Annotated in this window: 18 protein-coding genes and 1 pseudogene; 12 read left to right on the top strand and 7 right to left on the bottom strand. The window is 67.0% G+C overall.

Annotated features, from left to right (window positions below; genetic code table 11):
* Positions 1 to 66 precede the first annotated feature (66 nt).
* Positions 67 to 1,746, top strand: coding sequence for a DUF7059 domain-containing protein (locus ACSQ1X_RS17160; protein ID WP_436059360.1), 1,680 nt, complete (start codon positions 67 to 69; stop codon positions 1,744 to 1,746).
* Positions 1,747 to 1,947: 201 nt separating this feature from the next.
* Here ACSQ1X_RS17160 and ACSQ1X_RS17155 read toward each other — a convergent pair.
* Positions 1,948 to 3,000 (bottom strand): annotated as a pseudogene (locus ACSQ1X_RS17155) (MFS transporter); the annotation flags it as partial.
* A 214-nt stretch (positions 3,001 to 3,214) separates the two neighbouring features.
* Between ACSQ1X_RS17155 and ACSQ1X_RS17150 the strand changes: the two are divergent.
* The 8 genes from ACSQ1X_RS17150 to proC all read left to right on the top strand — a co-directional run bounded on the left by ACSQ1X_RS17150 (position 3,215) and on the right by proC (position 12,403).
* A complete protein-coding gene (locus ACSQ1X_RS17150) occupies positions 3,215 to 3,850 on the top strand; it encodes an ArsR/SmtB family transcription factor (RefSeq protein ID WP_436058543.1) in 636 nt (211 codons plus the stop codon).
* Positions 3,851 to 3,957: 107 nt separating this feature from the next.
* Positions 3,958 to 6,687 carry a type I DNA topoisomerase gene (topA, locus tag ACSQ1X_RS17145; protein WP_055804920.1) on the top strand — a complete coding sequence of 910 codons (2,730 nt, stop codon included), beginning with the start codon at positions 3,958 to 3,960 and terminating at the stop codon, positions 6,685 to 6,687.
* 124 nt (positions 6,688 to 6,811) lie between these two features.
* A complete protein-coding gene (locus ACSQ1X_RS17140) occupies positions 6,812 to 7,261 on the top strand; it encodes an SseB family protein (protein WP_436058542.1) in 450 nt (149 codons plus the stop codon).
* Between the two features lie 82 nt (positions 7,262 to 7,343).
* Entirely contained in the window at positions 7,344 to 8,441 is a 1,098-nt protein-coding gene (locus ACSQ1X_RS17135; protein WP_436058541.1) for a Ppx/GppA phosphatase family protein, read from the top strand.
* A 1-nt stretch (position 8,442) separates the two neighbouring features.
* Positions 8,443 to 9,279 (top strand): sugar phosphate isomerase/epimerase family protein, encoded by an 837-nt coding sequence (locus ACSQ1X_RS17130; RefSeq protein WP_436058540.1) that lies wholly within the window; start codon positions 8,443 to 8,445, stop codon positions 9,277 to 9,279.
* A 121-nt stretch (positions 9,280 to 9,400) separates the two neighbouring features.
* Positions 9,401 to 9,742 carry a YciI family protein gene (locus ACSQ1X_RS17125; protein ID WP_436058539.1) on the top strand — a complete coding sequence of 114 codons (342 nt, stop codon included), beginning with the start codon at positions 9,401 to 9,403 and terminating at the stop codon, positions 9,740 to 9,742.
* A gap of 17 nt (positions 9,743 to 9,759) precedes the next feature.
* Positions 9,760 to 11,079: an RNA polymerase sigma factor gene (locus ACSQ1X_RS17120; protein WP_436058538.1), complete on the top strand. Its 1,320-nt coding sequence runs from the start codon at positions 9,760 to 9,762 to the stop codon at positions 11,077 to 11,079.
* Between the two features lie 490 nt (positions 11,080 to 11,569).
* Positions 11,570 to 12,403: a pyrroline-5-carboxylate reductase gene (gene proC / locus ACSQ1X_RS17115; RefSeq protein WP_436058537.1), complete on the top strand. Its 834-nt coding sequence runs from the start codon at positions 11,570 to 11,572 to the stop codon at positions 12,401 to 12,403.
* 54 nt (positions 12,404 to 12,457) lie between these two features.
* Here the strand turns inward: proC and ACSQ1X_RS17110 are convergent, their stop codons facing one another.
* Together ACSQ1X_RS17110 and ACSQ1X_RS17105 are read right to left on the bottom strand one after the other, a co-directional pair.
* Positions 12,458 to 13,144 (bottom strand): potassium channel family protein, encoded by a 687-nt coding sequence (locus tag ACSQ1X_RS17110; RefSeq protein WP_043437835.1) that lies wholly within the window; start codon positions 13,142 to 13,144, stop codon positions 12,458 to 12,460.
* Positions 13,137 to 14,570: a TrkH family potassium uptake protein gene (locus ACSQ1X_RS17105; RefSeq protein WP_436058536.1), complete on the bottom strand. Its 1,434-nt coding sequence runs from the start codon at positions 14,568 to 14,570 to the stop codon at positions 13,137 to 13,139. Before ACSQ1X_RS17105 ends, ACSQ1X_RS17110 begins: the two co-directional genes overlap by 8 nt.
* A gap of 104 nt (positions 14,571 to 14,674) precedes the next feature.
* Between ACSQ1X_RS17105 and ACSQ1X_RS17100 the strand changes: the two genes are divergently transcribed.
* The gene (locus ACSQ1X_RS17100; protein WP_436058535.1) at positions 14,675 to 15,898 is read left to right on the top strand and encodes an acetoin utilization protein AcuC; all 1,224 of its coding nucleotides are present in this window, start codon (positions 14,675 to 14,677) and stop codon (positions 15,896 to 15,898) included.
* Positions 15,899 to 15,914: 16 nt separating this feature from the next.
* Here ACSQ1X_RS17100 and ACSQ1X_RS17095 read toward each other — a convergent pair whose 3' ends face one another.
* On the bottom strand, positions 15,915 to 16,406 hold the full coding sequence (locus ACSQ1X_RS17095; protein ID WP_436059359.1) for a hypothetical protein: 492 nt from the start codon (positions 16,404 to 16,406) through the stop codon (positions 15,915 to 15,917).
* Between the two features lie 155 nt (positions 16,407 to 16,561).
* On the opposite strand from ACSQ1X_RS17095, the gene ACSQ1X_RS17090 reads away from it, so the two are divergent.
* The gene (locus tag ACSQ1X_RS17090; RefSeq protein WP_436058534.1) at positions 16,562 to 17,122 is read left to right on the top strand and encodes an ArsR/SmtB family transcription factor; all 561 of its coding nucleotides are present in this window, start codon (positions 16,562 to 16,564) and stop codon (positions 17,120 to 17,122) included.
* Positions 17,123 to 17,223: 101 nt separating this feature from the next.
* On the opposite strand, the gene ACSQ1X_RS17085 is transcribed toward ACSQ1X_RS17090, so the two are convergent.
* Positions 17,224 to 18,600 carry an alpha-hydroxy acid oxidase gene (locus tag ACSQ1X_RS17085; RefSeq protein WP_436058533.1) on the bottom strand — a complete coding sequence of 459 codons (1,377 nt, stop codon included), beginning with the start codon at positions 18,598 to 18,600 and terminating at the stop codon, positions 17,224 to 17,226.
* A 93-nt stretch (positions 18,601 to 18,693) separates the two neighbouring features.
* Here ACSQ1X_RS17085 and ACSQ1X_RS17080 point away from each other — a divergent pair, with 93 nt between their 5' ends.
* Entirely contained in the window at positions 18,694 to 19,401 is a 708-nt protein-coding gene (locus ACSQ1X_RS17080) for a FadR/GntR family transcriptional regulator (RefSeq protein ID WP_055804884.1), read from the top strand.
* 14 nt (positions 19,402 to 19,415) lie between these two features.
* Here the strand turns inward: ACSQ1X_RS17080 and ACSQ1X_RS17075 are convergent, their stop codons facing one another.
* Positions 19,416 to 21,914, bottom strand: a complete 2,499-nt coding sequence (locus ACSQ1X_RS17075) for a beta-glucosidase family protein (RefSeq protein WP_436058532.1) — start codon at positions 21,912 to 21,914, stop codon at positions 19,416 to 19,418.
* Positions 21,915 to 23,252: an MFS transporter gene (locus tag ACSQ1X_RS17070; RefSeq protein WP_436058531.1), complete on the bottom strand. Its 1,338-nt coding sequence runs from the start codon at positions 23,250 to 23,252 to the stop codon at positions 21,915 to 21,917.
* Position 23,253 lies beyond the last annotated feature (1 nt).

Genomic DNA, 23,253 nt, shown 5'->3' with positions numbered 1-23,253 from the left:
TACCGGCGGACGAAGCCCAGCGGGCACGCCCCGGAACCCTAGACTTGCACCGTGACTGAAACAGCTATGCACTTCACGGCCGGCAACACCTCCGACGCCCCACGCAGCGACCTCCCGGAGCTGCTGTCCGCTCTCGCGGCGGACCTGCGGGCCATCGGTTACACCGTGGACGGAGTCGCCGGGCTGCTCGGCGAATCCGCCTATTCCGCGCTCGGCCGCGACCAGCTCATCCCGTCGCTGATTGCCACCGACGCCGCCGCGCAAGGCGACCCTGACGCAGCGGCGCTCGCCGCCGTCGTACGCCTGTGGCTCCTGGCCGTGCCACAGCACGCTGAAGTGCTCGACGCCGCCCTCCCGGGGATCCGCACGGAGGGTCTCCTCGCGTTGGGGCTCGTCGAACCGTCCTCGGGGGAGGTCGGCACGGATGCTGCGTGGCGAACCGTCAGGGCGAAGGCCGATCTCCGGCCGTACGGCTGGCGCGGCAATGCCGTGACAGGCGCAGACGAGGCAGACCCGGACGATAGGGATGCGGACAGTAGCGGCGGCGCCGACTTGTGGGTGGCCAGCGACCTCGCGGCGCATCAGCAGCCCGGCGTCCTGCGCCACGATCATGTGCTGGGGATCGGGCAGGCCTCCACCACGCTGGTGCAGACCACCATCCGCCGCCAGGTTTCCAAGGCCCTCGATCTGGGCACCGGCTGCGGCATCCAGACCTTCCATCTCCTGCACCACGCGGACCACGTGACAGCCACGGACCTCTCTGCCCGGGCCCTTGCCTTCACCCGGTTCAACCTTCTCCTGAACGCCGAAGCCTTGCATATCGACCCGGCCAAGCCGGAGGACCGGGTGAGCCTGCGGCTGGGTTCGCTGCTGGAACCCGTGGCCGGCGAAACCTTTGACCTGGTGGTGTCCAATCCGCCGTTCGTGATCACGCCCCGGAGCCTGGGGGAGGCCGCCGCAGACCAGTTCACCTACCGCGACGGCGGGCTGCCCGGGGACGACATTGTCGCGTCGCTGGTCCGGCAACTGCCGTCCGTCCTGGCTCCGGCCGGAACAGCCCAGCTCTTGGGCAACTGGGAGGTCACCGCGGGGACCGCCTGGTACGAGCGGCCGCAAAGCTGGGCCGGACCGGACGTGGACGCCTGGTTCATCCAGCGCGAGCTCGTGGGGCCGGAACAGTACGCCGAAACGTGGCTGCGGGACGCTTCGGAATCCCGCGACCGGCAGCACTACCAGGACGCCTACGCCGCCTACCTGGACGACTTTGCCTCACGCAACGTGGCCGGGATCGGCTTTGGCATGATCTTCCTTCGGCGCCCCGCGCCGGGCGCCCGGCCGGTCATCAGCCGCTTCGAGGAAATCACTTATCCCGTCGAGCAGCCCATTGGCCCGTGCCTGGGCGCAGCGGTGGAGCGGGCCGACTGGGTGGCCGCGAACAATCTTGCCGCCACCCACCTGCTGGTGGCGGAGGACGTCACGGAGGAGCGCCACCAGCGGCCCGGTGCGGAACATCCCGGCGTGATCCTTTTGCGCCAGGGCTCCGGGCTTCGGCGCACCAACCTGCTGAGTACTGAGCTTGCCGGCTTCGTGTCAGCGTGCGACGGTGATCTGTCCGTCGGGCAGATCACCGGTGCCCTTGAAGCGCTGCTGGGCGGGGGCGACGGGTTCGACGGCGAAACGTTCCGGAACGGGCTCCTCGCCGAAGTCCGGAACCTGGTCCTCGACGGGTTCCTCCTGCCGGCCTGAACCGGATACGACGGGCGCTTCCTCCGGACCGTCAGGACCTGCCGGATCTGCGATGACGCCGGCCTGCCCGGCCCCGGCTTGGCCCGCTTCGGCGTGTCCGGCTTCGGCTTGTCCGGCCGGAGCCAGGTCGTCTGAACCGAAGCGCCACAGAACAATTATGGCGATGGTCAAGGACACCAGCGCGCCGATCCCGCCGACCAGCAGGAAGGCGGCCCGGACCGGCAGCAGGACGCCGAGGAGTCCCCCGAACGCCAACGCCACAACGGTGATGGCCCGGGTCAGGCCGCCGATCATGGACATCGCCTGGCCGCGGCCTTCCTCGGGCATCCGCAGGATCACGATCGCTCCGAAGCAGGCATTGAGGACGCCGCAGAAGACCCCCATCCCGGTGTACGCGACGAACATCATCTCCACGGTGGGCACCAGCCCAATGACGGCGAGTACCGCGGACGTCAGCGCCATGGACCCCAAGAGGATGCGGAGCCGGACCGGGGCTGTTTTGATCCGGCCGGCGAGAACGGCCCCGGCGGCCATTCCCAGGGCAAAAGCGGCCACGAGCAGGCCGTACTGCGTTTCGGAAGCGCCCATCTCGCCCCGGACGAGGAACACCTCAAGGACGTTGGTTGCTTCCCCCACGGCAATGAAAAACAGTGCGCCGAGCACCAGGGCCCACACCAGGCTGTCCCGCCGGATAAGCCCGAGCCCGTTCATCAGAGCGGGCAGCTTCCGCCCGGCACGGTCGGCGGACGTGCCCCTCCGGGTCCGGATCAGGAACGCGCCTACTCCCATCAGGACGTATAGGGCACTCGCCACGGAAAATACGAGCAGTGAACCGCCCCACCCGCTGAGCACTCCGCCTGCCGCAGGCCCTGCCATTCCCGCGATCATGATCGTTGCCTGCATGGTGCCCACGGCACTGGGTGTTCGTTCTTCCCCGACAATCCGGGGCAACAGGGCCTGAAACGTCGGGCCGGCCACGGCCTGGCAGGCGTTCAGAAGGAACGTGAGGGCGAAGAGCGCGGGAATGTAGTGTTCCAGATAGTGCATGCTCAGCCCCATGCCTGCAACCGCTGCGGCACTTCCTGCGGAAGCCGCCGTCGCGAGTGTGCGGGAATCCCTGGTGTCAGCGAGCCGTCCTGCCCACGGAGCAAGGACCACCAGCGGAAGGGCCGAACACAGCAGGTAGGTGGCTACGAGCCAGGAGCCCGCGAGCGGGACGGTGCCGGCCACGGTGACTGCCTGCAGATGCAGCATCACGCTGACCACAACGGCACCCATGCCGGCGGCAGCCATGAACCGGGCGCTGCTTGCCAGCAGGAAGTCCCGGTTTCGCCAAAGCGCTGGATTTACTTGTATTAAGGCAGGCGATCTCCCGGCCGTGTCCCCCATGTCCGCGAAACTACCCCCCGCCGCAAGGGAATGTCAAGCGTTTCTTTCAGAGTTGCCGGATCGCCGATAGAATGGAGGCGTGAATGCAGAAACTCCAGAAACGGAGCCGGCCGCACTAGAGGGTGCCAGGCGCAGGGCACGGCCGGAAAAGAAAGTGGAGATCACCGACCCCAAGGCCATCCGCGCGCTTGCCCACGCGGCACGGCTGGAAGTGATCTCGGAGCTGTATTCCACCCAGGTCAGCCGGACGGCCACGGAGCTTGCCGCGCAGACCGGCCTGACGCCGAGCGCCATGAGCTACCATCTGCGGGCCCTGCAGAAATGGGGAATCGTGGAGCCGGCCGCCACTGCCGGCGATGCACGGGAACGCCGGTGGCGGGCTGCCGGAACGGACTTCACCATCAATTCAGGCGGGGGAGTGGCCAGCCCCGAGTTTGCCGTCCTGGACCTCGAGCTGGACGCCTTCCGGCGCAGGGTCGATGCCTACGCCAAGGTCCGTGACGAACGCCGGAAAATCAGCGAATCCACGGAGGCGCCCGGTGTCGTGGTGCTCTCCACGCACCTGTTGTACCTGACAGCCGCGCAGCGCTCGGAGCTCACCGCGAAGGTGTTCGGGCTGCTTAAGGAATACGAGCTTGAGGACCCGGACCAGGTCCCCGAGGGTGCCGAGAGAATGGCCACAATGTGGTCCATGATTCCTGACGACCGCAAGTGATGCCCGGCCCCCGTTTTCCACATGAATGCGCATCATCCTTCAAAATATGGTGAACTAGGCGAGTATGGGCTCATCTGCCCGAGCCAACCTTTTTCTGTAGGAGCACCGTGCCAAGCAAGGCCAAAACCGGCAAAAAACTCGTGATCGTGGAGTCTCCGGCCAAGAGCAAGACCATCGCCAAGTACCTGGGCGAGGGCTTCATCGTGGAGGCCTCCATCGGTCACATCCGTGATCTGCCGCAGCCTTCGGAGCTCCCCGCCGAACTCAAGAAGACCTCCATTGGCAAGTTCGCCGTCGACATCGAAAACGACTTCAAGCCGTACTACGTGGTGTCCGCGGACAAGAAGAAGAAGGTGTCTGAGCTCAAAGCAGCGCTCAAGGACGCCGACGAACTTTACCTCGCAACCGATGGGGACCGCGAGGGCGAGGCCATCGCGTGGCACCTGCTGGAAGTGCTCAAGCCCAAAGTGCCGGTGTACCGGATGACGTTCGGCGAAATCACCAAGGAAGCCATCCAGCGCGCCATGGGCAATCTGCGCGACGTCGACCAGGACCTCGTGGATGCGCAGGAAACACGCCGCGTGCTGGACCGCCTGTACGGCTACGAAATTTCCCCGGTGCTGTGGCGCAAGGTGGCCCGCGGCCTGTCAGCCGGCCGCGTCCAGTCCGTGGTCACCCGCATGGTGGTGGACCGTGAACGGGAACGCATGGCGTTCAAGGCAGCGTCCTACTGGGACCTCACGGGCCAGTTCGGCGCCGGCTCCGGTTCCTTCAAAGCAAAGCTGGCGGCCGTTGACGGCGCCAAGGTGGCCAGCGGCCGTGATTTTAACGACGACGGCGAACTCACCTCCCGCAACGTCGCGCACCTGAACGAGGAACTCGCCACGTCCCTCGCGGCGGGCCTGCAGACCGCCGAATTCCGTGTCCGCTCCGTCGACACCAAGCCGTACACCCGCCGTCCGGCCGCTCCCTTCACCACCTCCACGCTGCAGCAGGAAGCCGGGCGCAAGCTGCGGTTCTCCTCCAAGAGCACGATGCAGGTGGCCCAGCGCCTCTACGAAAACGGCTACATCACCTATATGCGTACGGACTCGTCCGCGCTGAGTGACGAAGCTGTGACGGCCGCCCGGCGCCAGGCTTCCGAACTCTACGGCCCGGAGTACGTGCCGCAGTCGCCCCGGGTCTACACCGGCAAGGCAGCCAACGCGCAGGAAGCCCACGAGGCTATCCGCCCCGCCGGTGACTCCTTCCGCACCCCGGCGCAGGTGGCCAAGCAGCTTTCGGGTGACGAATTCCGGCTCTACGAGCTCATCTGGAAGCGCACCGTCGCCTCCCAGATGGGCGACGCCAAGGGCTCCACGGCCACCATCCGCCTCGGCGCGGTGGCAGCGGACGGCCGGGATGCCGAGTTCTCCGCCTCCGGCACGGTCATCACGTTCCCCGGCTTCCTGGCAGCCTACGAGGAAGGCAAGGACGAAAGCCGCGGCGACGACGATTCCGAGGAAGCCCGCCGCCTGCCCAACGTGGCCAAGGATGATGCACTCACCGCCTCGGACATCGTTGCCGTTGGCCACGAGACCTCGCCGCCGCCGCGCTACACGGAAGCCTCCCTGACGGCAGAGCTGGAAAAGAAAGGCATCGGACGCCCGTCCACCTATGCCTCCACCATTTCCACCATCCAGGACCGCGGCTACGTGCGGAAGCAGGGCTCCGCGCTGGTCCCGAGCTGGATCGCCTTCTCCGTGATCCGGTTGCTCGAACAGCATTTCCATGACTACGTGGACTACGAGTTCACCGCGGACATGGAAGGCGACCTGGACAAGATCGCCAACGGCCAGGCCGTGGGCGCCGCCTGGCTCAAGCACTTCTACTACGGCGAAGACTCCGACCCCGGTCTGCTGAGCATCGTGAACAACCTGGGCGAAATCGACGCCAAGGAAATCAACTCCGTGCCGATCGCCGAGGGCATCACCCTTCGCGTGGGCAAGTTCGGCCCGTACCTGGAAAGCTCAATCCCCACGGTCGACCCAAAGACCGGCGAGGTGGTCGAGTCTGCCCGTGCCAACGTCCCCGAGGACCTGGCTCCGGATGAGCTGACGGCCGCCAAAGCCAAGGAATTGATGGAGACGGCCGCGCCGGAGGAACGTGTCCTGGGCGATGACCCGCACACCGGTCACACCGTGGTGGCCAAGAACGGCCGCTATGGCGCGTACGTTACGGAAGTCATTCCGGAAATGACGGACGAGCAACTGGCCAACCAGCCGGTGGAGTACTACAAGAACGGCAAGCCCAAGCCGCCGAAGAAGCCCGTCAAGGCCAAGCCGCGCACCGGTTCGCTGTTCGCCTCGATGAGCGTGGACACGGTCAGCCTGGAAGAGGCCCTGCAGCTCATGAGCCTGCCGCGCGTACTCGGCGAGGACGCCGAAGGCAACGTCATCACCGTGCAGAACGGCCGCTTCGGCCCGTACCTGAAGAAGGGCACGGACTCGCGGTCCATCGGCTCCGAAGAGGAAATCTTCACCATCACGCTGGAACAGGCGCTGGAGATCTACTCCCAGCCCAAGCAGAGGGGCGCCCGCGCCGCCGTGCCGCCGCTCGCCGAGTTCGGCCCGGACCCGGTGTCCGAGAAGAACATCGTGGTCAAGGAAGGCCGCTTCGGCCCGTACATCACCGATGGCATCACCAACATCACCGTTCCGCGTTCCACCTCGCTGGAGGAATTGACGCGCGAGCAGGCTGTGGAACTCCTGGCGGAGAAGCGCGCCAAGGGCCCGGCCAAGCGTCCCGCCGCCGCACGCAAGGCCCCGGCCAAGAAGAAGGCCGTCGCCAAGAAGTAGAGTGGCCCCGTGCTCGCTGAATTCGCCGGAAGCGTGCGAAATCGCCGGAATTTTCCGGCGATTTCGCAGCTGTCCGGCGAATTCGCGTTTGCGCCCCGCCCGGGAAACGTGGTCGAGTAGAGACATGACTGAACAGCCTGCACCCGCGGAAATCCAGCCCCTGAACGACCTTGAAGAGAAGCTCGCCACAGGTGACCACCCGGATGCCAACCCGGTGGACGTCATCCTGTCGTTCCTCAACAACGAGGTCTACATCATCAGCTCCGATGCGCTTGAAGGCGAAGACGCGCAGGTGGAACCACTGGTGCTGTCCAACGCCGAGGGAAAGCCCGTACTTGCCGTTTTCTCGCACCCGAGCCGGGTGGACCAGCAGTTCCTCGACGCGGCCCCCAACGTCCTGGGCACCCAGGGAGCCGCCATCATCGGCAACCTCGGCGATGAGCTCGGTATGGTGATCAATCCGGGCAGCGCCTTCGGCTTTGAAATCGACCCCGAGGGCGTGGCCAACATCCGCCGCGACTTCAAGCGGGCCGACCAGCCTGCAACGGAGTCCGCCGACGCAGCAGCCGAGTAGCAGCCGCTTCTAATCCCGACGCAGACAGGCAAGCCGCCGACGCAGTTGCGCCGGCGGCTTGCTATCGGTGAATAATGGCAGAATGCGTCTAGGCGTCCTCGACATAGGATCAAACACCGTCCACCTGCTCCTGGTTGATGCGCATCCCGGCGCGCGCCCGGTGCCCTTTGCCTCGCATAAACGTCCGCTCTCGCTCGTGCAGTTCCTCGACGCCGAAGGAAACATCAACGACGCCGGCCAGCACGAACTCATCGAATTCGTGCTGGAAGCGTGGGAGTTCGCTGCCAAGCACAAAGCCCAGGACCTGCTGGCATTCTGTACCTCGGCCATCCGCGAAGCCACCAACGGGCCGGCCGTGCTGGCCAGGGTCAAGCACGAAACCACCGTGACGCTCCAGGAACTCACCGGCAGCGAAGAAGCGTCCATGACGTTCTTTGCCGTCCGGCGCTGGTACGGCTGGGGCGCCGGACCCATCCTGAACCTCGACATCGGCGGCGGCTCCTTCGAAATGGCACTGGGCCAGGATGAGCTGCCGGAGCTGGCCACGTCCGTGCCGCTGGGAGCGAGCCGCCTCACCCGCGACTGGCTGCACGAGGACCCGCCCACGGCGAAAAGCGTCAAGGAGCTCCGGCGCTACATCCGGGCCACCCTGAAACCCGCTGTCAAAAGCTTCAACGAGCTGGGCAGGGCCAACGTGGTGGCCGGGACATCCAAAACCTTCCGTTCCCTGGCGCGCATAGCTGGTGCGGCCCCGAGCGCCGCCGGACCGTACGTCAAGCGCGAACTGGGCGCCACGGACCTCGGCATCTGGGCACAGCGGATATCGGCCATGAAGACCGAGGACCGGCTGCACCTCCCCGGTGTGTCCGAAGCCCGCGCCAACCAGCTCCTCGCGGGAGCCCTCGTGGCCGAAGCAGCCCTGGAACTCTTCGAATTCAAGAAGGTGAAGATCTGCCCGTGGGCGCTGCGTGAAGGACTGATCCTCCGCAGGCTGGACCAGCTGATTTTCGAGGGTCCCCTGGAACCCGCATCCCCCGTAGCGCTGCCGCCGGTAGCGGCAGCCCCGGGCCCGGCTGCCGCAACCGCCCCCGCCCCGATAACCGCCCCGGCCCCCGCCACCGTAGCCGCCGCGGCTGCCGCAGGGTCCCCGGCAGGCGCGGCCGGCGGTAGGGCCGACTGAGATGAGCGCCGGCGTCGAAGGTTCCCCTGACGAAAACCGTGTGATCCCGGTGGCGCTGTCCAGCGCGTCCGTCTACCCGCTCAGCGTGCACGACGCCTTCGCCGTGGCGCAGGACCTCGGCTTTGACGGCGTTGAAGTGATGGTCACCAACAACACGACCAGCCAAAGCCCGCACTCCCTCCTGGAGCTCAGCCACCGCTACCGGCAGCCGATCGTCTCCATCCATGCGCCCACGCTGCTGCTGACCCAGAAAGTCTGGGGTTCGGCGTGGAACAAGATCGAAATGTCCTGCCGGATGGCCCGCGAGGTGGGCTGCGGCACCGTGGTGGTTCATCCGCCGTTCCGCTGGCAAAACAACTACGCGGAGAATTTCCCGGCCGGCATCCGGCAGCTCGCCGACATGTACCAGGTACGGATCGCCGTCGAAAACATGTACCCGTGGCGCGTGCGCGGGCGGGAGACGGTCGCCTACCTGCCGCACTGGGACCCGTTGGGGCAGGATTACGACGACGTCACCTGGGACTTCTCGCACGCCGCCACCGCGGGGGCCAACAGCGTTGAGGCGATCAAAGCCCTCGGCAGCAAGCTCAGGCATATCCACCTCACGGACGGGTCCGGCTCCGGACGGGACGAGCACCTCATTCCCGGGCGCGGCAACCAGGGCTGCGCCGAAGCGCTGCAGCACCTGGCAAGTAACGGATTCGACGGCGTGGTGGTGGCGGAAATCTCCACCCGACGGGCGAAGTTCGCGGGGGAGCGCGAAGAGTGGCTGAACGAAACCCTGACGTTCGCACGCCAGCATCTCAGCCACCCGCTGGTCGCTGCGCGGGAGGCCTAGCCGCACTTTCCACAGGTTTTCTCAAAAAGGAAGCGGGATGTGTCGATACGGGCGGCGGCCGTTCGTGTAGAGGGTGAGACGCCGGCACCAGGCCGGCCGGATCCGCAAGGAGGAAAACCAAATGTCACAGTACCTGCTCAGCATCTACCAGCCCGACGGTCCCGTGCCGGACGCGGAGTTCCTGGAGCCCATCATGCGCGAGCTGGGGACCCTCAACGAGGAGATGAAAGCGGCCGGCGCCTGGGTGTTCGCTGCCGGCCTGTATCCGGCGGACACCGCCACAGTCCTGCGACCGCAGGGGGACGACGTGCTCATCACCGACGGCCCCTTCACCGAAGGCAAGGAGCACCTGGGCGGCTTCACCGTCATTGACGTGGACGACCTTGACGCCGCACTCGGCTGGGCCCGCAGGCTGGCAAAGATCGTGACCCTGCCGGTCGAAGTCCGCCCCTTCCAGCATTAGGCGTTCGGACGCATCCGATGACGGGACACGATTCCGGGACCGGTGCGGGGGATCCCGGCCTCGCGGATCCCGCCGTCGCGATGGCACGGATCTTCCGCCGGGAGTACGGCCGCGCCGTGGCAGTCCTGGTCCGGATATTCGGCAACATTGACACCGCCGAGGACGCCGTCCAGGACGCGTTCACCGCGGCCGTGCAGCGCTGGCCGTCCGCGGGCATCCCGCCCAGCCCGGCCGGGTGGATCATCACTACTGCCCGCAACAGGGCCATTGACCGGCTCCGGCGTGACGCAGCCCGCGACGACAAATATGCCCAGGCGGCGCTGCTTCACGCCCGGGGCGGGGACGCCTCGGGAGCGGCGCCCGAAGACCTGCTGCTGGATGAACTGGGAGGGGAGGCCGGCGTGAACGACGACACGCTGCGGCTGATCTTCACCTGCTGCCACCCCGCCCTCGGAACACCGGCACGGGTGGCATTGACGCTTCGCCTCTTGGGCGGGCTGAGCACCGCGGAGATTGCCCGCGCCTTCATGGTGCCGGAAACGACCATGGCCCAGCGGCTGGTCCGGGCCAAGGCCAAAATCCGTGACGCCCGGATTCCCTACCGCGTTCCCCGCGGCGCGGAACTGCCGGAGCGGCTGACGGCCGTGCTCGCCGTCGTCTACCTCATCTTCAACGAGGGTTACAGCGCCAGCTCCGGCGAGGCACCGGTCCGTGACGAGCTTTGCGCGGAGGCCGTCAGGCTGGCCCGGGTCCTGGTTTCGCTGATGCCGGACGAACCCGAAGCCCAGGGGCTGCTGGCGCTACTGCTGCTGATTGGATCGCGGCGCGCAGCCAGAATGACGCCCGACGGCGGCACAGTACTGTTGGCGGACCAGGACCGGGCGCTGTGGGATCAGGACCTGATCCTCGAAGGCCAGGCCATTGTGCGCCGGTGCCTCCGCCTGAACCGGCCGGGACCGTACCAGCTGCAGGCCGCCATCAACGCGGTCCACAGCGACTCCGCGTCGGCCGGTGCGACGGACTGGGACCAGATCCTGCGGCTGTACGATCAGCTGCTGCAGGCGTCGCCCGGTCCGGTGGTGGCCCTCAACCGGGCGGTGGCTGTTGCCGAAGTGCACGGCCCCGCCGCGGCCCTCGAGCTGGTTGATGGGCTGGACCTTGGAGGCTACGGCGTATTCCACTCGGTGCGTGCGGACCTCCTCCGGCGCCTGGGCCGCTACTCCGAAGCCAGGCAGGAATACCAGAAGGCGCTTGCCCTGGCCGGAAACGCGGCGGAGCGCCGGTTCCTTGGCGGCCGGCTGCTTGAACTACCCGCGGCTGACCTGCCGTTGTCCTGAACGCGTCCGTTCCGGGCGCAAAGCACCGGTAAACGACAAAAGCCCCGGTTAAGAGAGAAAGCGCCGGACGGTCCTGCCGAAGGAATTGGGGGAACCCTTCCGCAGCCGCCCGGCGCCGCGCCGGTTCCGAAGAACCGGCTGTCATCACTCGCACCTGTGAGGCACTTTCCAAGCTAGCGACCCAGTTTGGGTGTTTCAGGAATTTTCCCTGTGCGTTGGCTGGCAATATGCACCGGCAGGGCCTGAGGGCCGGGCCGGGAGTCAGGACTTAAAAGAGAAGCACCGGCGGCCCTTGCAGGAAAATGGGGGAAACCTGCTGCAGACCACCGGTGCCAGGCAAACATCCCCATGCTTGCCTCATCACTCGCACCCTCAATGAGGTAATAACTACGTTATGGGTCCACTTTGTGAAGAAGCTGCGGCCATCATGTGAGCGAGCTGTGAATAGGGCCGGATGCGACAAAGCGCGGCGAACTGCCATGATGGACCAATGAGCAACCGAATCGCATTCCTTGGCTGTGGATCCATGAACGAGGCCGTCATGAGCGGCATGCTGGAGGCAGGAACGGATCCCGCGGATGTCGTGGCCACCGTCCGGCGCGCAGAGCGTGCCGCCGAACTTGCCCAGCGGCACCCCGGCATTACGGCCATAGCCGGCGAAGAGGAGCCGGAGAACAACATGCAGGCGGCCACCGGCTCCGACGTCGTAATCCTTGGCGTCAAGCCTGTGGGAATTGCCGACCTCGCGAGGGAAATCAGCGGTGCGTTGTCCCCGAAAACCATCGTGATCAGTGTGGCAGCCGCGGTGTCCATCGCGCAGCTCGAAGCTGCGCTGCCGGCGGGCCAGCCCGTGATCCGCACCATGCCGAACACGCCTGCCAAACTCGGGCGCGGTGTCGTGTCCGTCTCGCCCGGAACCAACTGCTCGGCCGAACAGCTGCAACTGGCCAAGGACATCCTCAAAGGTGCCGGGACCGTCGTGGAGGTGCCCGAAGAGCAGGTGGATGCACTGTCCGCCATCAGCGGTTCGGGGCCGGCCTACGTGTTCTACCTGGCCGAGGCGATGGCGGCGGCCGGCGTCGAACTGGGGCTGGATCCGGAGCTCTCACTCCTGCTGGCACGGGAAACGGTTGCGGGAGGCGGCCTGATGCTGGCTGAGCCCGGCGCGGATCCCACCGCACTGCGGAAGGCCGTGACCAGCCCGAACGGCACCACCGAGCGCGCCATTGCCACGTTCGACGAGCGCGGCCTGCCATCGATCATCGCCGACGGCGCCCGCGCCGCGGCCGCCCGGGCAGCCGAAATCACCCAGCAACTCGGTTAGCCGCCTCGGCCGGGGCCGCCGCACAAACCCTGCACCGGTTACGGGCGGGACCGCTTACGGGCGGGCGGCGAACCGTTCCAGCAGGTCCACGTGGCCGGACACGATCAGCATGTCCCGCGATGACACTTTGGTCTCCGGGCGGGCGTATGTGAAGTCCTCGCCCGGGGTCTTCACGCCCACAATGGTCACGCCGTACTTGGAACGGACCTTGGATTCCTCGAGGGTAAACCCGACAGTCTCCCGCGGCGGATACATCTTCACGATCGCGTAGTCGTCGTCGAACTCGATGAAGTCCAGCATCCGTCCGGACACCAGGTGCGCGGCACGGACGCCGGCGTCGGCCTCCGGGTAGATCACGTGGTTGGCGCCGATCCGGGTCAGGATCTTGCCATGGGACGGGGTGATCGCCTTGACCCAGAGGTGCTGGATCCCGAGGTCCACAAGGTTCACGGTGATCAGCACCGAGGACTCGATGGACGTGCCCACCCCCACCACGGCGGAGCTGAACTCCTGCGCGCCGAGCTGCCGCAGGGCGTCGATGTTGGTGGCGTCGGCCTCGACGACGTGCGTGAGCACGGGGGCCCATTTCTGCACCAGGTTGCGGTCGCGTTCGATCGCCAGGACCTCGCGTCCCTGTTTGACCAGCTGTTCGGCGGTGGATGAGCCGAAGCGGCCCAGTCCAATCACCAGCACGGGGGCGTTGTGGGCGGGGCGATTTACGGCGCCTGAGGAATCAGCCAATGATGGGCCTCTCTTCCGGGTAGTGGTACAGCTGGCTGCGCTGGCGCAAGGCCAGCGCAGCGGCGAGGGTCACGGTGCCCACGCGTCCGGCAAACATCAGCGCGGACAGGACATAAACGCCCGACGGCGGCAGCTCGGCACTGAGGTTCGTGCTGAGGCCCACGGTGGCGAAGGCTGAGATGGTTTCGAAGAGCACCCGGTCCAGGGACGCCCCGCTGATGTGCAGCAGCATGAAGGCTGAGACGGAGACAAGCGTCGCGCCAGCGACGATCACCGAGATGGCCACCCGCATGGTTCCCTGCGGGATGGTGCGGCCGTAAACCTTCACGTCGGCGTCGCCGCGGGCCTCGGCCACGATGGCCAGGAACATGACGGCGATGGTGGTCACCTTGATGCCGCCGGCCGTTGAGGCCGAACCGCCGCCGGCGAACATCAGGGCATCGGTGAGGAGCATGGTGGTGGATTCCATGTGGTTCTGGTCCACCAGGTTGAAGCCGCCGGACCGGGTCATCACGGAGGCGAACAGCGAGTGGGTGATTTTGTCGCCGATGTCCATGGAACCGATGGTCCGCATGTTCTCCCACTCCATGAGCCCCCACAGCACCGTTCCGGCCGCCAGGAGGATGAACGACACCTGGATGGTCAGCTTGGTGTGCAGGTTCCATTTCTTCCAGTTCAGCCCGTTCTGCTGCAGCACCATCACCACGGGAAAACCCAGGCTGCCCAGGAAGACGCCGAGCATCAGCGGGACCAGGATCCAGAGATCGGTCTCGTACGGGACGATGCCATCCGAGTGCGGCGTGAAACCGGCGTTGTTGAAGGCTGAGATCGCATAGAAGACGCCATGCCACACCGACTGGCCGAAGCTCTCTCCCAGCGCCAGGAAGCGGGGGACCAGGGCAACGGCGAGGGCAGCCTCAATGACCACGGAGGTGGTGATGACGATCCGCAGCAGGGTGCCCACTTCGCCAAGGCGGCCGGCGTTGTTCATGGCTTCCTGGGCAATCAGCTTGCCTCGGACGCCTAGCTTCTTGCTGACCATCAGCGCCAGCAGCGAGGCCAGCGTCAGCGTGCCCAGGCCGCCGACGAAAATGCCGATCAGGATGACCAGCTGGCCAAAGAAGGACCAGTGCACCGCGGTGGAAACGACGGTCAGGCCGGTGACGCAGACCGCGGACACCGCGGTGAAGAGAGCCTGGTGCAGGGGAGTGAAATCGCCGGAGGCGGAGGACGCCGGCAGGGACAGAAGCCCTGTGAACAAGATGATGACGACACCGAACGCGGTCAGCGCCAGCCGTGCCGGCGACGTGTTGGCGATGTTGTCGATAAAGTCGCGGATACCCGTGAAAATCCACAGGCCCTCACGCTCCGGCATGCCGGGATGCCAGTTAGCCGGGCTCTGGGACCTCGGCTGGCTTTGCGTCATGTGCGGCTTTTCCTCGGTTGAATCGGCTTCCTTCAGTAGTAAACCACTATATTCCGCGCGATGACCGGGAAATCCGGGTGCCCGGCTCAGGTAGCCTGTCCTTGATGACATTCCTGCCCGGACTCACGCAGCCCGCACTGCCAACGATGGTGGTGTGGGACATGGCCATGACTGCCTACAACTTCGGCCACGGGCACCCGATGGCCCCCGAACGCATGGAGCTGACCGCCCGCCTGGCCCGCAGCCTGGGCCTGCTGGACCTGGGACACGTCACCGTGGCCGCCCCGGACGTGGCCGGCGACGACGAACTGTGCACCGTCCACAGTCCCGAATTCGTGGCTGCGGTCCGCCGCGTCAGCTCAAACCCGGACGTCCCCGACCTTGAACGGGGCCTCGGGACGGAAGACGACCCCGCGTTTCCCGGCATGCACGAGGCCAGCGCGCGGCTTGCCGGCGGCTCACTGCTGGCTGCCCGTGCCATCCTGGACGGCAGCGCAGTCAGGGCCGTCAATTTCGGCGGCGGCATGCATCACGCCTCCCGTGAACGCGCCAGCGGTTTTTGCATCTATAACGATGCGGCCCTGGCGATCCAGAAACTGCTCGACGGCGGTGTGCAGCGCGTCGCATATATCGACGTCGACGCACACCACGGCGACGGGACACAGAGCATCTTCTGGGATGACCCCCGGGTCCTCACCATTTCACTGCACGAGACCGGCCTGACCCTGTTCCCCGGGACGGGCTTCGCAAACGAGATCGGCGGCCCCAACGCCGAAGGCAGCGCGGTGAACGTGGCCCTGCCAGCCGGCACCGGCGACGCCGGCTGGCTCCGGGCATTCCACGCGGTGGTGCCGCAACTGATCGGTGCCTTCGAGCCCGAGGTGATTGTGAGCCAGCACGGCTGCGACTCGCACCGGCTGGATCCACTGACGCACCTCAACATCAGCGTGGACGGCCAGCGTGAAGCGGCCACCGCCGTCGGGAATCTCGCTGCCCGCTACTGCGACAACCGGTGGATTGCCACCGGCGGGGGCGGCTACAACGTGATCACCGTGGTGCCGCGGTCCTGGAGCCACCTGATTGCCATCGCGGCCGGCCGTCCGGTGCCGCTCCGCACCCCCGTCCCGGCCGACTGGCGGCAGTACGTCCAGGAGAAGTACGGGGCCGTTTACGGCGTGCCGGCGCCCGAATTCATGGGCGACGACGTGGACGTGTGGTGGCGTTCGTGGGAGGTGGGCTTCGATCCCAACGACGAAGTGGACCGCACCGTGATGGCCACGCGCAAGGAAGTGTTCCCGCTGTACGGACTGGATCCCTGGTTCGACTAGCGCTGGCCTGTCTAGGCTAGGAAATCGGCTTCTCGGTCTGGAACACCACCCCGGCGGCCCCGATGAGCCAGCCCAGCAAGGACAGCGCGAAGGCGCCGATCAAGTCGGTGGACGCTGTTCCCTTCACCAGCCAGAGCAGCAACACCAGCAGCCCCACGGCCAGGTACACCACCACTGCGGCCACGATCCGGCCGGACAGGCGGGCAGTGACCTCGGCCGGGTTGAAGGAGACGGCATCCGCGTCGCCCGGCGCAAGGTCGCGGCGGACCTCTTCGTCGCGGCGCACCTCGGCGATGGTGAATCCGAGGGCCGACGCCGTCAGCGAGCTCAGCGAGGTGGCCAGCACGCCCGCCGCGGTGACCAGGGCACCGTTCAGTGGCGGCGCAACCGTCCTGCCGTCCGGCACCCAGAACCCGACGCGCAGCAGCACGGAGCCCCAGACCGCCACGAACAGGCCCAAAAACACAAACGCGATGATGTTGAACAGCTGCTGGCGGAGGAAATCCATTGCCACCCACCCCTCATGTTTGAGCGGCTGCAGCCGGACAGCCCCGGGCAGCCGTGAGTCCGTTCTAGCACCGGCGCCGGTACAGGGCAATGGCGGTCGTGCGCGGGACGAAATAGTGGATGCCATCCGGCGTATATGTCGCTAGGGTGGATCACATGGTGACAGACGACGTATTTGCCGTCATTGCTGAGGCAACCCGGCGTGACATTCTGGTCTCCCTCCGTTCGGGGGACAAAGCAGTGGGGGAACTGGTAGAGGAACTGGACGCCAGCCAGCCCACCATTTCCAAGCATTTGAAGGTACTCCGCGAGGCCGACCTCGTCAGCATGCGCGCCCAGGGCCAGAAGCGTTACTACGCGCTGAACCCCAAGCCCCTTGCCGGCGTCGCCGATTGGCTGGGGACGTTCGACGTCGGGCCGCGCGCCGCCGCCGTCGTCAGCTCCCCGGCCGCCCAGATCCTGGAGGTAAAGACGGAGCAGACCGCGGAAACCGCGGCGCCGGCGCCGGTGCCGGCTGCTGCTGGCACCGCCCGACCGGCCGCTGCGGCGGTGTCCGCGGCCTCGGAAGGCGGCCAGCTGAGCCCGGCCGTTGCGATCCCCGTGGCCACGGCCGGGGATGACACCGTCCCACAGCAGATCGGCCGCACCGTGGGCCGGGCCGCCACGAAGGCCGCCGACCTCATCGCGAACCTGCCCAAGTTCGGCCGCAAGAAGTAGCCCGGCCCCACCCAACTGACTAGCAGTTAACGCTGTGAAAACGCGTTTTGGGAGCGTTAACTGCCAGTCAGTTGGGCGGGTTTCCGAAAACGGGACCCGGCCTACTTGCCGAGGATCCGCACGTGGTCCGGGGTCAGCTCGGAGAGCTTGCTGACGCCCAGCAGTGCCATGGTGCGGGTCATGTCCTTTTCCAGGATCTGGATGGCACGGTCCACGCCGGCCCGGCCGCCGGCCATGAGGCCGTACAGGTAGGCGCGGCCGATCAGCGTGAAGTCGGCGCCCAGTGCAAGCGCGGCAATTATGTCCGCGCCGCTCATGATGCCGGTGTCCAGGATGATTGCGGCGTCCGAGTTGTCCCTGGTGAACGCTTCCTTGACGTCCGGCAGCAGGTGGAACGGGATGGGCGCACGGTCCAGCTGGCGGCCGCCGTGATTGGAGAGCACGACGCCGTCGGCTCCGTGGTCCACCACCTTGCGGGCGTCCTCGACGGTCTGGATGCCCTTCACCACCAGCTTGCCCTTCCAGGTTTCGCGCAGCCAGTCCAGGTCCTCGAACGTCAGGGTGGGATCGAACATGGAGTTGATCAGGTCGGCCACCGTGCCGGTGTAGCGGGAGAGCGACGCGAAGGTCAGCGGCTCGTGGGTGAGGAAGTTGAACCACCAGGCCGGGCGGTAGGACGCATCCAGCACGGTCTTCAGCGTCAGCGCCGGCGGAATGGTCATGCCGTTGCGGACGTCGCGGAGGCGGGCGCCGGCGACGGCGGTATCCACGGTGACCATCAGGGTGTCGTTTCCTGCCTTGGCGGCGCGCTCGATGAGTTCGAGGGAGCGGTCGCGGTCCGTCCACAGGTACAGCTGGAACCAGTTCCGGCCGTTCGGCGCGGCCTCGGCAACGTCCTCGATGGACGCGGTGCCCATGGTGGAGAGCGTGTAGGGGATCCCGGCGGCCTCGGCGGCCTGGGACCCGGCGTATTCGCCTTCGGACTGCATCATCCGGGTGAAGCCCGTGGGCGCGATACCGACGGGCAGGCGCGACGGCTTGCCCAGGATGTCGGTGCTCAGGTCGATACTGGAGACATTCCGGAGGATGCCCGGCCGGAATTCAATGTCCAGGAAGGCCTCACGGGCACGGCGCAGGGTGATCTCGGCTTCGGCTGCGCCGTCGGTGTAGTCGAAGGGAGCCTGCGGGGTGCGGCGCTTGGCCATGTCCCGCAGTTCCCAGATGGTGCTGGCGCGCTGCAGCTTCGCGGCGCGGCTGAACTCCGGCTTCTTGAACTGCATCAGCGGCGCGAGGTCCGAGTATTTAGGCACGCGGCGCTTGAGGGCTGCCGGGACCGCGGCTGAGGCCTTGGCTACTGCGCCGTTCAATGCGCCGGACAGGGAGGTGCCCGCTGGCGCGGCGGCGCCAGCGGCCGGCGCATCCGATGTTTCGGGGGCCGGGGTGGTCTCGGGGTTGTTGGGCTGGATGGTGTGCGTCATTGCTGCCTCCGGGGCATCGGGCTGTGGTGGTGGCTCTGTGGTCTAACCACACTCTAAGGGATGTGGTCCAACCACATCAAGTACCATTGGCCCATGCGTACTCATCAATTGGTCCTGCAATGGATCGAGAACCAGCTTTCCAGCGGCGAACTGGCCCTGGGCGGCCGGCTGCCGGCGGAGCGGACGCTGGCCGAACAGCTGCAGGTCTCGCGCACCTCCGTCCGTGAAGCCATCCGCATTCTGGAAGCCATGGGGGTAGTCCGGGCCGGCGTGGGATCCGGTCCCGACGCCGGCACCGTGGTCATCGCGGACCCGACGGCGGCGCTCGGCTCGGCGCTGCGCCTGCATGTGGCCACCTCGCACCTGCCGGTCGCGGACATTGTGCAGACCCGCGTCCTGCTTGAGTCCTGGGCCGTTGCCCGGGCCCGCACGGACTCTCCGGCCCTGGCGGAGGCCGCCTCGCTGCTCGAAAAGATGGACGCCTGCCCGGATACCGATGAGTTCCTGGCCCTCGACGTCCGTTTCCACCTTGCCCTCGCCGAGGCCGCGGGCAACGCCGTGGTCAGCGCCATGATGGGCTCCCTCCGGGAAGCGATCCAAAGCTACGCCGGCAAACTCACAGCGAACCTTCCCGATTGGGACGCCACCGCCGCACGGCTCCGCGCCGAACACCGCGACATCCTCGCCGCCATTAACAACCACGACGGCGGCAGGGCGGCCGGGCTCGTGGCGGCCCATATCGAGGGGTATTACAAAGAAGCCGGGCTGGGCCCGAAGGATTCGGATCCAGCCCGGCTTTAGCCATGAGTAATGGCTTAGCGCAGTTCGATCTCCAGCGTCTGGAAGTCGTCGGCAGAGTGCCGTCCCACCAGCAGGCGGAACGTGCCCCGCTCGAACTGCCAGCCGCCGTCGTAATGCCCGAAGGCCTTTGCCGGAATACGGACCTCAACGCTGTCCGTTCCCGCCGGCGCCAGGTGCGTTCCGGCGTAGCCGGCGAGCCAGCGGACCGGTCGCTCCACGGCAGACTCTGCACGGTCGAGGTACACCTGGACCACTTCGCGGCCGGTGCGTGTGCCGGTGTTCCGGACCGGGACGTGCAGCACAACGTCCTGGCCGGCGCTCACGTACTGGGGCGCGTGGGCGGTGCCGAGCTCAAAGGTGGTGTAGCCCAGGCCGAAGCCGAACGGCAGGGCCGGAGCGGCTCCGCCCGCGGCTTCCTGCTTGAGCCACGCCCGGTAGCCGATGTGGATCCCCTCGGAGTAGACCACCTTGCCGTCCACCGGCGTGGTGTTGAGGACGGGGACATCCGCCAGCGCGGCCGGCCAGGTGGTGGGCAGGCGGCCGCCCGGCTCCTCGGCACCCAGCAGGATGTCGGCGATGGCCGTGCCGAATTCCTGGCCGCCGAACCAGCCCAGCAGCACGGCGCCCACCTTGTCCAGCCACGGCATGAGCACGGGCGAACCGGAGTTCACCACCACCACCGTGCGCGGGTTCACTGCGGCCACGGCTTCCACCAGCTGGTTCTGCAGGCCGGGGAGGTCCAGGTCCTTGCGGTCGAAACCTTCTGATTCGATGGCCGCGTTGGTGCCAACCACCACAACGGCGACATCGGCTGCCCGTGCGGCTTCCACGGCGGCGTCGATCTCCGACTGCGGGTCCGCCACCACGGTTTCCTCACCGAGCAGGATGGCGGTGAAGGGGATGACCTGCTCCGCGGGCAGCTGGTATTCGGCCTCGATCCGGACGCTCTGGCCGGCGGCTGTTGCGGTGGCATGGACGGTCTTGGGCGGATCGAACAGGGCGGCGCCGAGGACGTCGGTGTCGTCTTCGAGCTCGCTGTTGAACACCTCGGCTCCGTCAAGTACGAGCCGGATCTGGCCCACGGTGCCGACGCCCAGGTGGTGGACGCCCGCCGTTTCGGCAGTCCAGTCTGCCTCCATCCGGATGGAGGCGGCGCCGTCGGGAATTCCGATCCCGAACCAGATCAGGTGCGAGGCGAGGCGGTCTTCGCCGGAGATCTCCGTGCCGTCAGGGGCAAGGAACGTCACGCGGATTCCGGGCACTCCGGACACGGGGTTGCGGAGCGAGGTGCGGGGGAAGGCCTGGAGGCCCTCGGCCACCTTGGCGCCGCGGACATAGCTGACCTTGACGTCGTCGGGCAGTGCCTTGCGGAGGCCCTGCAGGGGCGAGACGGTGTACTTGGGCATCACGGTGGCGCTGCCGCCGCCCTGCGTGCGTGCTTCTTCGGCGTTGTGGCCGATGACCGCCACGCTGCCGAGCTTCGTGGCGTCGAGCGGAAGGATTCCGCCTTCGTTGCGGACCAGCACTGCGCCGCGGACAGCCACTTCACGGGCGACGGCGGCGCCGTTCAGCTGGGCGGGGAGCTCGGTCACCGCAGGCGCGAATCCTTCGAGTGAGCCGACGCGCGCCGCCAGCCGCAGGATCCGGGTGACCTTTTCCACGATGGCGTCGCGGCTGACACGGCCGTCCTTGACGGCGGCCAGCAGCTTGGGGCCCCAGTGGCCCACGGGTCCCGGCATTTCCAGGTCCTGGTGGGCGTTGGCCGCATCCACCGAGCGGACTCCGGTCCAGTCCGAGACCACGACGCCGTTGAAACCCCATTCCGTGGACAGCGGGGTTTCGAGCAGCTTGTTTTCACTCGCCGTGGTGCCGTTGATGGAGTTGTAGGAGCTCATCACCAGCCATGCGCGGGCTTCTGTGATGGCGTCTTCGAAGGCCGCCAGGTAGAGCTCGCGCAGCGGACGTTCGTCAACTACCGAGTCGGCGGTGAAGCGGTCCGTCTCGGCCTCGTTGGCCAGGTAATGCTTGGGGGTGGCGCCGACACCCATGGACTGCACGCCGGCAACATACCCGGCGGCCATGGTTGCGGTCAGCCGCGGATCCTCGCTCATGCATTCGAAGTGCCGGCCGCCCAGCGGGGAGCGGTGCAGGTTGATGGTGGGGCCGAGGACGGCGTGCACACCCTTGCGGCGCGCCTCCTGGCCGAGGACCTGGCCGTAGCGGCGCGCTGTTTCGACGCTCCAGGTGGCGGACAAGGCGGACGACGACGGCAGGGAGACGGAGTCGTGGCGCTCGTCGAAGTCTTCACCGCGGACGCCGGCGGGGCCGTCCGACATCACCACGCGGCTCAGGCCGATTTCCGGAACGGCGTGGGTGGACCAGACGTCCGCGCCGGTCAGCAGCTGTACCTGCTGTTCGAGGGTGAGGCTTTGGGCGAGTTTGCGGATCCGGGCCTCGGCGTCCGGGGAATCCGACGCCGGGGCCAGCACGGCCGGTGAAAGTGCGGGGTTCATTTACTTGACTCCTTTGATGCGGATGACGAGGACGGCGCCGATGATGCCGATGGCCGCACCGCCGAGGAACAGTGCGGGGTAGCCGCCGAAGGCGATCACAGGGAAGGCGACAGCGGGCACAAGGGACTGGGGGAGTGCCTGGGCAATGTTGAAGACACCGAAGGTCTTGGCGTTGTCGCCCTGGCTGCCGGGCAGGAGGTCGGTGATGAGGGCGACGTCCACGGCACTGAAGCAACCAAGGCCCAGTCCTGCGATCGCCTGGCCCACTAGGACCTGGCCGGTGGTGCTGCTGGTGGCAATGACAATCAGGCCCACCATCATGATCAGGGCGGAGATGATCACCATGCCTTTGCGCTTGCCGATGCGGTCGCTGATCCAGCCGCCGGCGAGGCTCGTGGCGACCGTGCCGGCGGAACTGACCAGGGTGGCCTGGAACACCAGGCTGGTGACCTGGGTTTCAGCCACGTGCAGGTGGTCCGTGAAGAAGTACGGCAGGTAGAGCAGGCCGGCGCAGTAGCCGATGTAGACCATGAACTTGGTGAGCCACGCCCAGCCCAGTCCCGGGTAGGTGCGGGGGTTGAAGTAGAACGAGCCCAGGATCTCCTTGAGGTTCAGCGGGGCGGGCTTTTCCGTCAGCACGCGGTCCTTGAAGGTGAAGGCGAAAGCGATGGCCACTGCGGTGCCGACGATTCCGGGCACCACGGCCATCTGCAGCGCGTTATCGAACATTTGCGCGAAGAAGGCGGCGGCGACCAAGCCGATCGGAAGGGTCATGCCGATCAGGCCGGAGAGGCGCCCGCGCTCAGCCGGGGCGGCCTGGTCCGGAAGCGTGGCCACGAGTGCTGCGAGGGCGGCGTTGAAGCCGAGCTGGGCGATGACCCAGGCAACCAGCACGCCGGCAACACCCGTGGCCGAACCCAGCAGGAACAAGGAGGCGAGCCCCAGGAGGGAGCCGCCGACGATCCAGGGTTTGCGCATGCCGAACCGTGACGTGGTGCGGTCGCTCAGCCTGCCGAAGAACGGGTTGGCGAGCAGGGCAACCAGGGCGCCGACGCCGGCCACGAGGCTCAGCGCCCCGGCGCGGGTGTCCGGCGTGGTGATTTCCGAGACCTTGATGGCCAGGACCACCAGGGCCGGAGCCAGCACCGCCATCCAGAGCCCCGCGCTGGCGATGGGCATGCCGATGACGTAGGCGCGCGGGGCCTTGGTCTGTGCCGCAGCGGGCGCCGCGCCAGAGGCGGTGGTGCTCGAAGCGGCGGTGCTTGTTGAAGTACTGCTGATGAGTGTTCCGCCGGCCGGAGAAGCCTCGGAATCCTGGGGAATGGTCTTGACGGCCACA

The organism is Arthrobacter sp. LjRoot78, from assembly GCF_964254335.1.
Classification (GTDB): domain Bacteria; phylum Actinomycetota; class Actinomycetes; order Actinomycetales; family Micrococcaceae; genus Arthrobacter.
This window is presented reverse-complemented; position numbering and strand designations above follow the sequence as displayed.